At 38.5% G+C, this 14399-nt stretch carries 15 protein-coding genes; 6 read left to right on the top strand and 9 right to left on the bottom strand.

Features of this window, described 5'->3' with window-relative positions:
• The first annotated feature begins 69 nt into the window (after window positions 1–69).
• Window positions 70–756, top strand: a complete 687-nt coding sequence (locus RM529_RS00235; RefSeq protein WP_311482729.1) for a zinc metallopeptidase — start codon at window positions 70–72, stop codon at window positions 754–756.
• A 79-nt stretch (window positions 757–835) separates the two neighbouring features.
• On the opposite strand, the gene RM529_RS00230 is transcribed toward RM529_RS00235, so the two are convergent.
• The 3 genes from RM529_RS00230 to RM529_RS00220 form a co-directional block, all read right to left on the bottom strand.
• On the bottom strand, window positions 836–1357 hold the full coding sequence (locus RM529_RS00230) for a ferritin (RefSeq protein WP_311482728.1): 522 nt from the start codon (window positions 1355–1357) through the stop codon (window positions 836–838).
• A 97-nt stretch (window positions 1358–1454) separates the two neighbouring features.
• Window positions 1455–1769 carry a hypothetical protein gene (locus tag RM529_RS00225; protein WP_311482727.1) on the bottom strand — a complete coding sequence of 105 codons (315 nt, stop codon included), beginning with the start codon at window positions 1767–1769 and terminating at the stop codon, window positions 1455–1457.
• A gap of 42 nt (window positions 1770–1811) precedes the next feature.
• Window positions 1812–2282 (bottom strand): Lrp/AsnC ligand binding domain-containing protein, encoded by a 471-nt coding sequence (locus tag RM529_RS00220; protein WP_311482726.1) that lies wholly within the window; start codon window positions 2280–2282, stop codon window positions 1812–1814.
• A gap of 283 nt (window positions 2283–2565) precedes the next feature.
• Here RM529_RS00220 and RM529_RS00215 point away from each other — a divergent pair, with 283 nt between their 5' ends.
• Window positions 2566–2955: a DUF423 domain-containing protein gene (locus tag RM529_RS00215; protein WP_311482725.1), complete on the top strand. Its 390-nt coding sequence runs from the start codon at window positions 2566–2568 to the stop codon at window positions 2953–2955.
• A gap of 167 nt (window positions 2956–3122) precedes the next feature.
• Here RM529_RS00215 and RM529_RS00210 read toward each other — a convergent pair whose 3' ends face one another.
• Both RM529_RS00210 and RM529_RS00205 read right to left on the bottom strand, forming a co-directional pair.
• The gene (locus RM529_RS00210) at window positions 3123–3869 is read right to left on the bottom strand and encodes a uroporphyrinogen-III synthase (protein WP_311482724.1); all 747 of its coding nucleotides are present in this window, start codon (window positions 3867–3869) and stop codon (window positions 3123–3125) included.
• Window positions 3870–3884: 15 nt separating this feature from the next.
• On the bottom strand, window positions 3885–4553 hold the full coding sequence (locus tag RM529_RS00205) for a DUF4271 domain-containing protein (RefSeq protein ID WP_311482723.1): 669 nt from the start codon (window positions 4551–4553) through the stop codon (window positions 3885–3887).
• 104 nt (window positions 4554–4657) lie between these two features.
• Here RM529_RS00205 and RM529_RS00200 point away from each other — a divergent pair, with 104 nt between their 5' ends.
• From RM529_RS00200 to RM529_RS00190, 3 genes are read left to right on the top strand one after another with little or no spacing between them, the layout of a single operon-like run.
• Window positions 4658–5389, top strand: coding sequence for a polyprenol monophosphomannose synthase (locus tag RM529_RS00200; protein ID WP_311482722.1), 732 nt, complete (start codon window positions 4658–4660; stop codon window positions 5387–5389).
• The gene (locus RM529_RS00195) at window positions 5389–6732 is read left to right on the top strand and encodes a dihydroorotase (RefSeq protein ID WP_311482721.1); all 1344 of its coding nucleotides are present in this window, start codon (window positions 5389–5391) and stop codon (window positions 6730–6732) included. Before RM529_RS00200 ends, RM529_RS00195 begins: the two co-directional genes overlap by 1 nt.
• 1 nt (window position 6733) lies before the next feature.
• Entirely contained in the window at window positions 6734–7285 is a 552-nt protein-coding gene (locus tag RM529_RS00190) for a DUF4296 domain-containing protein (protein ID WP_311482720.1), read from the top strand.
• 2 nt (window positions 7286–7287) lie between these two features.
• Here RM529_RS00190 and RM529_RS00185 read toward each other — a convergent pair whose 3' ends face one another.
• Window positions 7288–8301, bottom strand: a complete 1014-nt coding sequence (locus RM529_RS00185; protein ID WP_311482719.1) for an NAD-dependent epimerase/dehydratase family protein — start codon at window positions 8299–8301, stop codon at window positions 7288–7290.
• Between the two features lie 80 nt (window positions 8302–8381).
• Between RM529_RS00185 and tyrS the strand changes: the two genes are divergently transcribed.
• Window positions 8382–9677, top strand: a complete 1296-nt coding sequence (gene tyrS, locus RM529_RS00180) for a tyrosine--tRNA ligase (RefSeq protein WP_311482718.1) — start codon at window positions 8382–8384, stop codon at window positions 9675–9677.
• Between the two features lie 265 nt (window positions 9678–9942).
• Here tyrS and RM529_RS00175 read toward each other — a convergent pair whose 3' ends face one another.
• From RM529_RS00175 to RM529_RS00165, 3 genes are all read right to left on the bottom strand, one after another.
• Entirely contained in the window at window positions 9943–10932 is a 990-nt protein-coding gene (locus RM529_RS00175; RefSeq protein ID WP_349254638.1) for a LuxE/PaaK family acyltransferase, read from the bottom strand.
• Between the two features lie 61 nt (window positions 10933–10993).
• Window positions 10994–11332 (bottom strand): T9SS type A sorting domain-containing protein, encoded by a 339-nt coding sequence (locus RM529_RS00170; protein ID WP_311482716.1) that lies wholly within the window; start codon window positions 11330–11332, stop codon window positions 10994–10996.
• A gap of 226 nt (window positions 11333–11558) precedes the next feature.
• Window positions 11559–14390, bottom strand: a complete 2832-nt coding sequence (locus RM529_RS00165) for a TonB-dependent receptor (protein ID WP_311482715.1) — start codon at window positions 14388–14390, stop codon at window positions 11559–11561.
• Between the last annotated feature and the right edge of the window lie 9 nt (window positions 14391–14399).

Raw genomic sequence — 14399 nt, 5'->3', positions numbered from 1 at the left:
AGGAATGCTGCTGCTGTAGGATTGGCCGGGTTTTTGCTATCTTTGATTAGATTAAAAAATTATAAAACGATGTTTGGATACTATATAATTGCTGGTTTAATATTTATTGTGAGCATGTACGTGAGCAATAAATTGAAGAGTAAATTCAAAAAATATTCTAAGGTTCATCTACAAAACGGGATGAGCGGGAAGGAAATTGCCGAAAGGATGTTACATGATAATGGTATTTATGATGTAGAAGTTATTTCTACACCGGGAATGTTGACAGATCATTACAACCCAAGCAAGAAAACCATAAACCTTAGTGAAGGCGTTTATACCCAGCGTAACGCTGCAGCCGCTGCAGTTGCGGCTCACGAATGCGGCCATGCGGTGCAACATGCCAAAGCGTATAGCTGGCTAAAGATGAGAAGCCAGTTAGTGCCGGTGGTGAGTGTGGCTTCAAGATTTTCGCAATGGGTAATCTTTGGTGGACTTATGCTTATGGCTACCACTGCAATGGGAAGTACCATTTTACTTATAGGGATTATCATGTTTGGTATGGGAACGCTGTTTAGCTTTATTACTTTACCGGTAGAATATGATGCAAGTAAGCGCGCACTTGTGTGGCTGGAGAACGAAAATATGTTGAGCCCTCAGGAACACGATGCCGCAGAAGATTCGCTTAAATGGGCTGCAAGAACCTATGTAGTTGCCGCAGTTGGTTCCCTGGCTACCCTTCTTTATTTCCTGAGTATTTATATGGGAAGAGATTAAGAAATCTGAAATAAGTATAAAATAATAAAGGCTGCTTTTTGGGCAGCCTTTATTATTTATTTTAATCTTTTAAATTTGTTTAATACTCGCGGATCTGCGGAATTCTTTCGTCTATAAATTTTAAAGCCAGGCCTTCAGTTCCCATTAGGTCAAACAGCTCAAGGGCTTTTCGCATTGTTTGTTCTTCTTCTGTCTGTTCATTAACGAACCACTGTAGGAAATTTTCCGTATTAAGATCCTGCACTTTACGACATTTGTAAACAATATTGTGAATAGATTTAGTTATTGTGATTTCCTGGTCCAGTGCAACTTCAAAGATTTCCTGCAGGGAATTAAAATCGTGCTCTATATTGTTAACTTCAGGAGAATACGCAGTACCTCCGTTATTATTAATAAACCTGAAAATCTTCAGCATGTGTTCGCGCTCTTCAGAAGATTGTTCGTAGAAAAATTTCGCGCTGTAGGACAGGCCGTTGTGATCGCACCAAGATGCCATGGCCAGGTATGCAGAAGAAGAATGTGCTTCTTTTTCTATTTGTTTATTTAGAAGATCCATGATTTCTACATGGATACTTAATTTTTGTCTTACCAGATCTTTCATATTCTCTTTTCTCTTTGTTTAAAATTACGCAAAAAGAAGCAGATGTGCTAAGAAGATGGTGAATTTAGAAGTAGTCTAAATCCAGGAGATATATAGCTTAAACCGGGGTACTTAAAAGTGAATTAAGCTCCAGGACTCCAAAGGTTGCATTAACAAGCTCTTGTAGATCAAGTATTTCTAATGTATCGAGGATGAAAACATGTTCCCGGTTGCAAAGCATTAAAATTTCGATGCCGTTTTTGTTCTCGCCGTTAAAGTGACTTTCAGGATTAATATTTTTTACCTGCTGTCGCAATGCCAGGAGTTGGCAAAAGCTGAATTTTACCGTTTTGTGATTAAAGTCCACATAAAAACAACGGCCTTTGTCACATTGGTAGGAAGAAAAATATCGGGACTGGAATAATAATTTCATTTCAACGCCAAATCTAATTCTTATTTAGAATAAATACAAATATTAAATTTTAATCTGTCGGTTGATTTGTTGATTGAGCGAAATAAAAGTTTCTGTCCTTGAAACTCCCTCGATTCCCTGAATATTTTTGTTGAGCACCTGCATTAAATGCTCGTTGTCTTTACAAAGTATTTTGAGAAAAATGGACCAGTTTCCTGTGGTGTAGTGACATTCTATAACTTCGGTGATCTCCCGTAGCTGATTTACCGCCTTGGGGTTACTGACTGCTTTGTCCAGATAAACACCAACAAACGCCATGGTTTTATAACCCAGGATGCGGGGATCTATCATTAGCTTTGAACCTTCTATTAGTCCTGATTTTTCAAGTTTTCGAAGCCTTTGATGCACAGCAGCCCCTGTAATCCCTATACCACGGGCAATTTCCAGAATTGGTTTTTTAGCATCTTGCATTAGCGCGTTAAGAATGGTTTTATCTATACCATCTATAACAACATCCTGGTCAATAATTTTCATAGTAATAGCTTTTGGTTATTAATCTAAAATAAAAAATTTCTGCTAAAATGTTAGCTAAACCTAAAGTTTCCTATTCAAATTTAATGAATATGTTGTTCTTAATTTAATTCTATAATTTGGCGCCAGGTTGTGGGGGAGTATTTGACCCGTGGCTTCTTTAAAATTTAAACTGTAAATTACCTGCAGAAATTATTTTTAATTAATGTTTTTTCTGTGACTTATATAACTTGCGCCTTGTTGATATATTTTGTGGTGCATAAAAAGGATTACTAATTATTTAATTATGGATAAAAAATTCTTGATCGCAGGAACGTGTTTTGGTTTGCTTGGAGTAATAATAGGAGCCTTTGCTACTCATGGGTTGCAGCCGTTATTGACTGATGCATCTATAAAATCTTTTGAAACGGCTGTGAAGTATCAGATGTACCATTCGCTTCTTTTGCTTCTTTTGGGCTCAACGAATTTCCTTGCGCCAAAATTGCGGGATGTAATTTTTTATCTTTTTGTTTTCGGGATAATTTTCTTTTCAGGCTCTATTTATCTGCTTGCTACAAATAACCTTACAGATCTTGATTTTAAGAGTATAGCTTTGGTCACGCCCTTTGGGGGCAGCCTTTTAATAATTGGATGGATTTTGATATTGGTAAGCGTTTTTAAGTTAAAGAAGGAGTAGAAAGATCTGAATGCTTATCCCAAAACAGAAGATCGAAAATGGCAATTTTCGATCCCTTGTTTAATCTTTAATTCCCGTGTTACAAGAGTTGCTGGGATACATGAAATGAAAAATCCGGTATTTTTTTTAAAATACCGGATTTTGTCTTTTGTTCTTTTTAAAAGAACTTATTTTTTATTCATTTTAGCTATATATTTTTCTAAAGCCATCGTCATCGAAGGTGTTTCTGCGGTAGGTGCTTTAATATTTACCGTTAGCCCATGTTCCTTTGCGGCTTTAATTGTAGTATTCCCAAAAACTGCTATTCGCGTTTCATTCTGTTCAAAATCGGGAAAGTTCTCAAATAAAGATTTAATTCCGCTAGGGCTGAAGAAAACAAGGATATCATAGGTGACATCCCTTAAATGGGAAAGATCGCTTACCACGGTTTTGTAGAAAACAGCTTTCTTCCAGGTTACTCCCAGTTTGTTCAAAGTTTTTGGAACATCCGGCTTCAGCATATCCGAAGAAGGAAGTAAAAACTTCTCACTTTTATATTTTTTGATCAACGGAGATAATTCTGCAAAGGTCCTCTTTCCTACGTAAATTTTTCGTTTTCTGTACACCACATATTTTTGCAGGTAGTAGGCCACAGCTTCGCTTAGGCAAAAATATTTTAGAGTGTCGGGAACTTTATACCGCATTTCTTCAGCAATTCTAAAGAAATGATCAACGGCATTTCTACTGGTAAGGATGATTGCAGTATATTCAGTAAGGTCAACTTTTTGTTGTCTTACTTCTTTAGAAGATACCCCTTCAACATGAATAAAGGGAATGAAATCAATTTTTACTCGTTGCTTTTCTTCCAGCTCAAAATAAGGAGAGTTCTCGACTTTTGGTTCTGGCTGAGAAATCAAAATTGTTTTCACTTTCATATATCTTTACTTTATTTATCCCCAATTGCTTATAAATAGCTTGTATAAAATAATATAAGGGGCAATTTCGAGAGCGCAAAGGTACAAAATAAAATAAAACAAGTTTATGGAAATTATGCTTTGATTTTGTTTGTAAATAACAAACAGGCTTAAGATGTTTCCTACGATCATAAAGCTAAGTATAGCGTAGAGTATTGGGCCTGTGGGAGTAAAGGTATAGGTGAGGAGAATGGCTGCCAAAAGTACAAACAGTGAAATAAAGTTTCGATAACCAAGCTTCCGGAAAAGGTAATAGTCAACTTTCTCGTCAAGTCCAAACACGTTAGCGACAATTTTTTCTATACCCATTTTTAGAAGTACAAAGCTGGCATAGGCGGTGGCAATACGAACGTAAACAATAACAGCTGGAATATTTTCGGTAATATTAAAGAAGAAGTGCAGTAAAATGAACAAAAAAAGGGAAACCCCACCTACATTTACAAAGAGCATCAAAATGTTAAAAGGATGAAAAGCATGATTCTCCTTTCCTTTAAACATCATAAATTTGCCCGATGTTAGCAGTGACATAAACTCCCCAAAACGCTGTGGATAAATCACCTTAATTACCGCCAGCAGTATAATACAGCCTAGTAGAATTAGCGTGATCCAATCTATAGTGCCTGCTTGTCTTTCTATTGCCTGCAAGTGATAATTTTTTTACAAATGTATGATTATTGAAATGAAAACTTGACGGTAAATCCAAAGAAACGATTGTATAAAATGCCTACATTTGTTCAAAATTTTTCGGGATGGTAAATGGGATAATTATTATACCCACCTACAATGAAATTGAAAATATTGAGCGCATTATTAGGAATGTGTTTTCGCAGCAGCGCAAATTTCATATTTTGGTAGTAGATGATAATTCTCCCGATGGTACCGCGACGAGGGTCCGCACGTTACAGGCAGAGTTTAAGGAATCTTTGTTCCTGGAAGAAAGAGAAGGGAAGTTGGGACTTGGTACTGCCTATATTTTAGGATTTAAATGGGCCTTAGACCGGGATTATAGTTATATTTTTGAAATGGATGCAGATTTTTCCCATAATCCAAATGATCTTGTAAGATTGTATAATACCTGTAGAAGGGACAGTGCCGATGTTGCAATTGGTTCCAGGTACATAACCGGCGTAAATGTTATTAACTGGCCCATGAACCGGGTGCTTATGTCCTGGTTGGCTTCCCGATATGTGCGTTTTGTAACAGGAATGGATATTCAGGATACCACTGCCGGTTTTGTTTGTTATAAAAGGGAAGTGCTGGAGAAGATTAATTTGGATAAAATTCAGTTTGTAGGCTATGCGTTTCAGATTGAAATGAAATTTAAAGCCTATCTGTTAAAATATAAAATTGTGGAAGTGCCGGTTATATTTACAGATAGAACCAAGGGCACATCAAAAATGAGCGGCTCAATTATTTCTGAAGCTGTTTTTGGGGTAATAAATATGAAGATGAAAAGTCTTTTTAATAAGGTTGAAGTGTAATGAAAAAGGTTTTAATAAAAAACGCCAGAATTGTAAATGAAGGTAAGATTAAAGAAGGCGATGTTTTTATAGAAGATGGAACAATTGTAGAAATTGCCGAGAGCATTAGTGCAAAATCACCCGATGTTATTATTTATGATGCAGAAGGGAATTACCTTTTGCCGGGGCTTATAGACGATCAGGTTCATTTTAGGGAACCGGGGCTTACGCATAAGGAATCGATAGAGACGGGATCCCGGGCCGCAGTAGCAGGAGGTATAACTTCTTTTATCGAAATGCCCAATACCTTACCGCAAACCACTACCATAGAGTTACTGGAAGAAAAATTCCGCCTGGCGCAGGAGTCTTCTTATGCCAATTATTCTTTTATGTTTGGCGGCACGAATAACAACCTGGAAGAAATTGTAAAGATTGACCCAAAGACTACTGCAGCCTTAAAGTTGTTCCTGGGCTCTTCTACCGGAAATATGCTGGTAGACGATGAAAAGGTGCTCGAACAGATCTTTTTAAAGTCGCCATTGTTAATAGCGGCGCATTGCGAAGATGAAGAAACGATACGTAAAAACCTTGAGGAATGTGTAGAGCGTTACGGGGACGATATTCCAATGGAATTGCATCCAAAAATAAGAAGTGCCGAAGCTTGTTATAAATCTTCTTCCAGGGCTGTTGCACTAGCTAAAAAAACGGGAGCGAGATTACACGTTTTTCATGTTTCCACGGCAAAAGAAATTAGCCTTTTCAGTAATAAAAAGCCGCTAAAGGATAAAAAAATTACTGCGGAAGTGTGTATCCATCACCTGTGGTTCAATGATTCAGACTATGCCAGGAAAGGAACTTTCATCAAGTGGAACCCTGCGGTTAAAACAGAAAAAGATCAAAAGGCACTTTTGCAGGCAGTAAAAGATGACTTTATAGACGTTATCGCAACAGATCATGCCCCGCATACCCGAGAAGAAAAGAAAAACGTATACACCAAAGCTCCAAGTGGAGGGCCTTTGGTTCAGCATGCGTTACCAGCTTTGCTCCAGCTTCATCACCAGGAAAAAATAAGCCTGGAGAAAATTGTGGAAAAAATGTGCCATAACCCGGCTATTCTTTTTCAGATTAAAGACAGAGGATATATAAGAGAGGGGTATAAAGCAGATCTTGTTTTAGTAGATTTAAACGCACCGTGGGCTGTACAGCCAGATAATACCGTTTACAAATGCGGTTGGTCCCCTTTTGAAGGGACAACGTTTAAATCCCGCGTTACACACACATTTGTTAATGGTCGCCTCGTTTATAAAAACTTTAAACATCAGCCTTTCGCCAGGGTGGCAGAGCGGTTGACCTTCGACAGATAATATGAAAAGTTTCTTAGCTTTTTTTCTAATTATTTTTGTTTTTTCTGCCTGCCAGAATGTTGAGCGGACGGAGAAACCTGATGATTTGATAGGAGAAGAAAAAATGGTAGATGTTCTCACAGAACTGGCTATTTTACAATCGGCGAGAAACGTAAATAAAAATATCCTTGAAGATGCGGGCATTAAGCCTTACCAACACGTTTATGAAAAGCACGACATAGATAGCTTGCAGTTGGAGCGCAGTAACGCATATTACACCGAAAATCTTACAATTTACGAAAGTATCTTTGAGCGTGTAAGAGACCGTTTGCAGCGTGTAAAGGAGGCGCGTGACTCTATACAGGAAGAAGAAGAGCGCATACAGGATTCCATTTCAAGACTGGATTCAGTTGCGGCACTGGATTCAATATCCGGTGATTCCATTGGCAATGGTTTAGAAAGGGACTCAATAAGAGAGCAGGATTCTGTAAGGAATAATGTGCGGGATATACGCCGCAGAAATTTTCTGTCAAGGGATAGTCTTGCCTCTTCCGGGGAGAACAGAAGAAGGTAAGATCAGCAGGATTCTTGTTGGTAGATTTTTCCGGTATCCATGATGCTTTCAGATAAAGGCTGGAAGCGAAATTCAAGGTCATCTTTTATCTTTTTATTGCTGAAATGCCACTCGTCATCCAGGTTTTTTGCTGAGGTTCGATTAATCTGTTGCCTGAATCCAAAAAGGCTTCCAAAACTCTGAAATATCCAACCTAAAAAAATCATCCACTTCTTTAGCTTTTTCCGGGGTCCTGGTTTGTTGATACTTGCAGCCACCTGTTCCATTACATCTCTAAAACTCGGGTTTTCTGAAACCAGTATATACTGCTCGTTTTTAATTTCGGAAGCCATCAATTGCTGCATGGCTTTAACTACATCTTTTACACCTACAAATCCTGTAATCTTCGGGAAATAATAATTAAAGCCCTTGTCTATTTTTTTAAAAAGAGGACCCGATCCCGATTCCCAGAATCCCGGGCCAATGATTATTCCGGGATTTACAATTACCGCATTTACTCCTTCCTGTGTGCTACGCCAAACTTCAATTTCAGCACCGTACTTGGAAATAGCATAATCACTGTGATTCTCTTCCGGGTTCCACGGAGTTATTTCTGTTATTGTTTTGCCTTTCAATGGTTTTCCCAGGCTGGCCGTACTACTTACATGGCAAAGCTTTTTTACCGAATTTGAAATACAAAGATTTACAACGTTCGCTGTTCCTGTAATATTTATTTGCCGGAGTTTGTTGACATCGCCGGAATCAAAAGAAATAAGTGCCGCACAGTGGTAAACAAAGTCAACCCCTGAAAATGCCAATTTTAAGGCCGGAATATCCAGTATATCAGCCTTAACCCATTCAATAGCATTAAAAAGTTCTTTTGCTTCCGCAGAAGGGGCGTAATAGGAAAATACCCTTTCAACCGCCTCAAGATTACTGTTTTCCCTGTGGATTGCACGGACTTTCTCTCCAGACCTGGCGAGATCGAATAGCAAATGTGAACCTACGAGTCCTGTACCTCCGGTGACTAGAATCATGTGGTAAATATAGCGAAAGCGCTTAGGAAAAATAACAGTTTATGGTATCTTTACGGCTGTTTTTAGAAGACTTAGAGACCATGAAAAAAAATTTTGTCGAAGAAATTAAATGGCGCGGAATGTTACACGACGTCATGCCTGGAACCGAAGAACATTTAATGGAAGAAATGCGTGCTGCTTATGTGGGGATAGATCCTACGGCAGATTCGCTTCATATTGGCCATTTGGTAGGGGTGATGATGTTAAGACATTTTCAACTTTGCGGCCATAAGCCTTTTGCACTTGTTGGCGGTGCTACAGGGATGATTGGTGACCCTTCAGGGAAATCTGCAGAGCGTAATTTGCTGGACGAAGAAACCCTTAGGCACAATCAGGAGGCTCTAAAAGGGCAATTATCGAGGTTTTTAGAATTTAAAGGTGAGGCTGAAAATACTGCAGTTTTGGTGAATAACTACGACTGGATGAAGGATTTCTCGTTCCTCGCGTTTATTCGTGATGTGGGCAAACATATAACTGTTAATTATATGATGGCCAAGGACTCTGTGAAAAAGCGCCTGTCTTCTGACGCTTCCGAAGGAATGTCTTTTACAGAATTTACCTATCAAATGGTGCAGGGCTACGATTTTCTCCACCTTTTCAGGGAGCACCAGTGTACTTTACAGATGGGTGGAAGCGACCAATGGGGAAACATTACTACAGGGACCGAACTCATCAGGAGGATTGGAAACGGAAAAGGCTATGCCCTAACCTGTCCTTTAATAACCAAAGCAGACGGGACGAAATTTGGCAAAACCGAAGGGGGAAACGTATGGCTGGATGCACAGCGTACGTCACCTTATAAATTTTACCAGTATTGGCTGAATACAAGTGATGCCGATGCGGAAAAGTATATAAAGATTTTCACCTTTTTAGGTAAAGAGGAAATTGAAGATTTAGTAAAGAGACATACTGAAGCACCTCATCAAAGGGAACTTCAAAAAGTTCTGGCGAAAGAGGTGACGATAATGGTGCATTCTGAAGAGGATTATGATAATGCCGTAAAAGCTTCAGAAGTACTCTTCGGAAAAAGTACTGCTGAAGATTTAAAAGGTTTAAATGAAGCTACTTTTCTGGATGTATTTGAAGGAGTGCCACAAGCGGAAATCGCCAGGACCGAAATTGAAAATGGTCTGGATATGATTGCTGCCCTTGCTGCAAAAACTGGCTTTCTTGGCTCCAACGGGGAAGCAAGAAGGGCCCTCAAAGAGAATTCGGTTTCAGTAAATAAGGAGAAAGTAAAGGAAGATTATGTGATTACAACCAGCGATCTTCTCAACAACAAATACGTTATTCTTAACAAAGGGAAAAAGAATACTTTTATAATAACGGTGGTGTAAAATGCAAATCCCTCTGCCACGTGGGGTGTGCAGAGGGATTGCAATTAACTAACTAACCAACCAATTTATTATGAAAAACCAACTAATCTGTAAGAGATCAGAATTTAATTCACTTTCTTACACTTATTAGGTCGAAAAATCTTCTGTACATTACATATTTCTACATAAAAAATTAAATTATTTCTGTAGTTTTCTCCTATCCCAGTGTTTGTAAGGTTTTGCGGAAATATTTTTTTTTATTCTTTACAGTCTGCTGCTAATCAGGCTACAAAACCATCAGATTGCAACCACGAATATCACTATTGTCGAATCTGCCCAGGATTTCTGTGGTGTTGTTTGAAAGGTTTTTACCCAGGTCCTGCGTGGCAAGGAAAGAGCAGGAATTGAGGTTGGCCAGGTCGATTATATTGATTCCGCCGTTTTTGTTCTCCGGAAGAATTTCCAGCGCGTCTTCAGGGTCACGGATTAAAATCTTCATCCAGGGCGGGCATTCAAAAACGCCTGATCCTTTGGAGTATGCCTGTGAAAGTAATTCGGTCATTCCGTACTCACTGTGAATTCTATCAACCCCAAAACCTTTAGCAAGAATCTGATGCAGCTCCTTTCTTATCATTTCTTTGCGCCGGCCCTTCATTCCGCCGGTTTCCATAATAGTTGTATTCTGAAGGTTAAAGCTGAAGTTTTCCACCAGGTCCAGAAGGGCAAAGGAAACACCTATCAGCAGGATTTTCTTACCAGACTGATCAAGTTCTATAAGTTTACCCGCTAATTCTTGAAGTTCGTTGAGGTAGAAGCCACTTTCTTTATGTTTACTTCTGGAAATAAGTTTTTCTGCCATATATATAAGGGAGGAACCCTGCCGTTCAAGATAAGACGGTAAAAGGGCAAATATCACCAGGTCTTCAGGTTTACCGTAAAAATGCTCAAATCCCTGGATAAAGCTCTCTTCGTAAATCTTTAAGCTGGTCACATGGTGCTTACTTGTGCTACTGCCGGTGGTTCCGCTACTTGTAAAGGTGATTTCCGGTGTTTTTTCAGAAGAAAGGATGCGGTGGGATTTAAAAAATTCAACTGGAAGAAAAGGAATGTGATTAATACCACGTACTGCATTGCTATCTATGCTCAATAATTGGCAAAATTGACGGTACACCTTATTATTGTGATATTGAAATCTAAAAACTTCAAGTGCGGTTTTCTCAAATTCTGCTTCAGAAGAAATATTAAAGATTCGGTTCTTGAGCATAAGTAGATTTATCTGAAAAGAAAAAAGCCTCTATTAATAGAAGCTTCCTGTTATCTGAAATATTCCTGGATTTTTATTTGATTACAAGCTTTCTGGTGGCTTTGCTGTTTTGTTCTTTGATTTTAAGGATATAAATCCCGGGACTTAATGTAGAAACGTCTAATTCTTTCCCTCTCATCCTTGTCTTTTGCACCGGTTTTCCAAGAACATTATAAATTTCAATTTGTTTTTCAAGATTTCTGGTTGTACTAATGTATACCTTGCCGCCAGTAACCGGGTTAGGATAAATCGATAATCCCGAAATGGGAATCTCAGTTCTATTGCCCGTGCTTGTAGTATCCTGAGCCACTACGGGAGTGGCAAAAGACAAAAAACATGCAAATATGAAACTTAAAAGGTATTTTTGCTTCATTCTTTCTGGCTAATTGTTACAAATCTACAAATTAATTTCCAAAAACTCTGCCATAAAAAAACGCTAATTACGTTAATAAACTTAACAGAAAAAGGCCGCCGGAGTGGCGGCCTCTTTAATTTGAAGGCAGATGATTATATTTTCAGGCTAATTCAAATATGATATATCTTCTTCTTCTTCTTATTTATTTGTAAGAGAGTAGTCAAAAAAGGTGAACAGTTAAACTCTAAAATTTATAACTATAGCTTAATGAAACTGGCATTCCTGGTTTTCTTAAAGAAAAAATCTGATCTTCTGCCCCAAAAGATTGGAACCTGCTCTCTATATCATCCTGAAGAATGTTAGAAATTTTAAATGAAATAGTGGAGTTTTTATTTTCTCCAAAAGATTTATTTAGAGTAAAATTCAGGCTATGAAAAGGCATAGTATAGACATCTGGAACTGTACCTAATCCTACCAGCTCAAGAGTTTTTCCCTGGCTATTGTAAAATATCCCGGTTTGCCATCCTGTTTCGGGATCTGCGTAATCTATACCCGCGTTAATCAGATAAGGAGACTGACCTTGTAAATTTCTTGTGCCATCAAAATCTTCACCCGTCCTTAGGTTACGCTGTCGTGATTCATATTCACCACTTGGACTACGGTCCATTTCTACTTCAGAGTCTATTACAGACACATTAAGGTTTATGCTGAGTTTTCTCAAATCCTCAGCAATAAATCCGAAATTTTTCCTTAGTTCAATTTCTGCTCCTATTACAGTAGCATCGTTTACGTTTCTTGGCTGAATATTATCTGCAGAAAAATCGCTGAAAACAGATAACTCTATAGGGTCTGTAAATTTTTTGTAAAATGCACTTACTGCAAATAATTGGGCGTCCTCACTGTAAAGTTCATATCTCAAATCCATATTGTCTACGTAAGTAGGCTGGATATCTATATTCCCAATAAAAGTTCTGTTGGTAAGAGGGTCGTAAATTTGGGCAATGGAAGCTTCCTTAAAAGAAGGTCTTGCTGTAGATTTTGCATAGGATAGTCTTAAATTACTGTCGTCATTAAGACTATAAATGAGATTTGCAGAAGGAAAGAAGTCTGCTTTATCTAAAATTTGTTCTTCATCTAATACCACGTCACCCAGGTTATTTTGTCCGGTATAGAAGAGATCAAATTTTTCGAACCTTAACCCTAATATAGCTTTTAAATTTTCCAACACATTAAATTCTTCGGAGACATAAGCTGCCGCGTTAGAAGTATAGGCATCAAAAGTGTTTGCCGGCTCATAGAATCCGTTAATATAAGAACCGACACCGCTCTCTGGTGTCCAGATATTTCCCGGTGCCAATACCTGGTTGGGGTCACCTCCAAAATTCTGACTTATGGATCCCTGTATAAGGATTTGGTATTGATCTATACTGAAATCACGTTGTTTGTAAGTGTAAGCTCCTCCAAATTTGAGATTTCCGTTTTGTCCAAGTAACTCATGTTTATAGCTAAAATCCAATTTTCCTGAAAGGTTGGTCTCTTCGAGATCCCTCCATATTCTGGTAGGGCTTTCAGAAGAACTTGGACGTATGCTGTAAGTATCATTGCTTCGGTTATATTCAAACGCTGTAATACGTACATCTTTATCGTAAACGCGTGAAAGACTGGGTGATAATTTCCACTCTGTAGTCCAGCTCGCGTCTTCATTTGTATGTTTTCCGCTTAGAAGCGCATTAGTTATAGAGCGTTGCGTATACTCCAGATTGTCTCTAAAAACTTCTATAGCATCTGAAACAAAAACCTGCTCATAAAAATTACCTGCGGCAGATTCGCCATTTTGTATGTGCAAGAGGTTTAATTGATACTTAGACTGGTCTGTTTTAAATGATAATCCTGCCAGTGCACTAATAAGCGCACTTTCTGTTCCTACATCTCCTGTAAGTGTACGACTTGGTCTAAGTTCAAACTCACTCGTCTCCCGTGGCTTTAGGTAGGAATTATTTTGAAAATCCTCAAAATATTCAGAGGTGTTTTTATAAGAAAGGGAAGCAATATATCCCAATTTATTGTTGTTGCTTCCTACATCATATTGATTTCCGGCAGTAAAACCTGCGCTAAAATCCATAAAATTGCTTTTCCTTGTTCCTCCCAGAGTAGGATTGAACCTTTCAGTTATCCTCGTTAGGGCCCTGTCATTATCAAAAGGCCTTGGGAAAACCTGTTCTCTGTTTACTGGACGGTCTCTAGTTCCATCATCAAACCCAAGAAAATCTGTATCGCCGCCATCGTACTGGAGAAAATCTGAATTAAAGTGCATGTCGGGATTGTAAGTTGCGCCTACAGAGACGCTGTACTCTTGGCTGGACGGAAAGTCTTTGGTAATTATGTTTACCATTCCTCCTGTAAAATCTGCAGGCATATCTGCGGTTAGCGATTTAACGACCAGAATGTTGTCCAGAATGTTGGTAGGAAAAATATCCATTTGCAAGGTATTCCTGTCGGGATCAAGTCCGGGAACATCCATCCCATTAAGAATAGTTTTAGTATAGCGGTCTCCCAAACCTCTCACATATACATATTTGCCACCTTGTACAGATACTCCGGGAATTGTTCTTACTGCGGAAGAGACTTCTCCCGCGCCAATTTTGGCAAAAGTTTGAGAAGATAAACCATCGGTAAGGTTTACTGCATTTTTCTGTATATTTAATACCGAAGCTTCTGTATCCCTGGCAGTTGTTGTAGTAATTAGAACTTCATCCAGTGCACCGGCAGAAGATTTCATTTCCACATTTACTGTGTTGACTTCATTTTCTTTTACTTCTACCCCGGTGACTTCAAGGGTTTCATAACCCATAAAAGAGAAAACAAGGGTATAAATGCCAGGCTCAGCGTTAAGACTATAATCTCCTTCAAAATCTGAGGTGGTACCTGTATTGGTACCTTTTATGGCAACGTTGGCAAAAGGCATAACATCATTCACTTCAACATCAAAGATTGATCCTGATATTTTTCCGGTCTGTGCCTGTGCCAGGTTTACAATAAAAATAAAAAATAAAACTAATGAAAATTGGGTTTTCATAATATCAAT

The sequence above is a fragment of the Autumnicola edwardsiae genome (genome assembly GCF_031846505.1).
GTDB lineage: Bacteria > Bacteroidota > Bacteroidia > Flavobacteriales > Flavobacteriaceae > Autumnicola > Autumnicola edwardsiae.
This window is presented reverse-complemented; position numbering and strand designations above follow the sequence as displayed.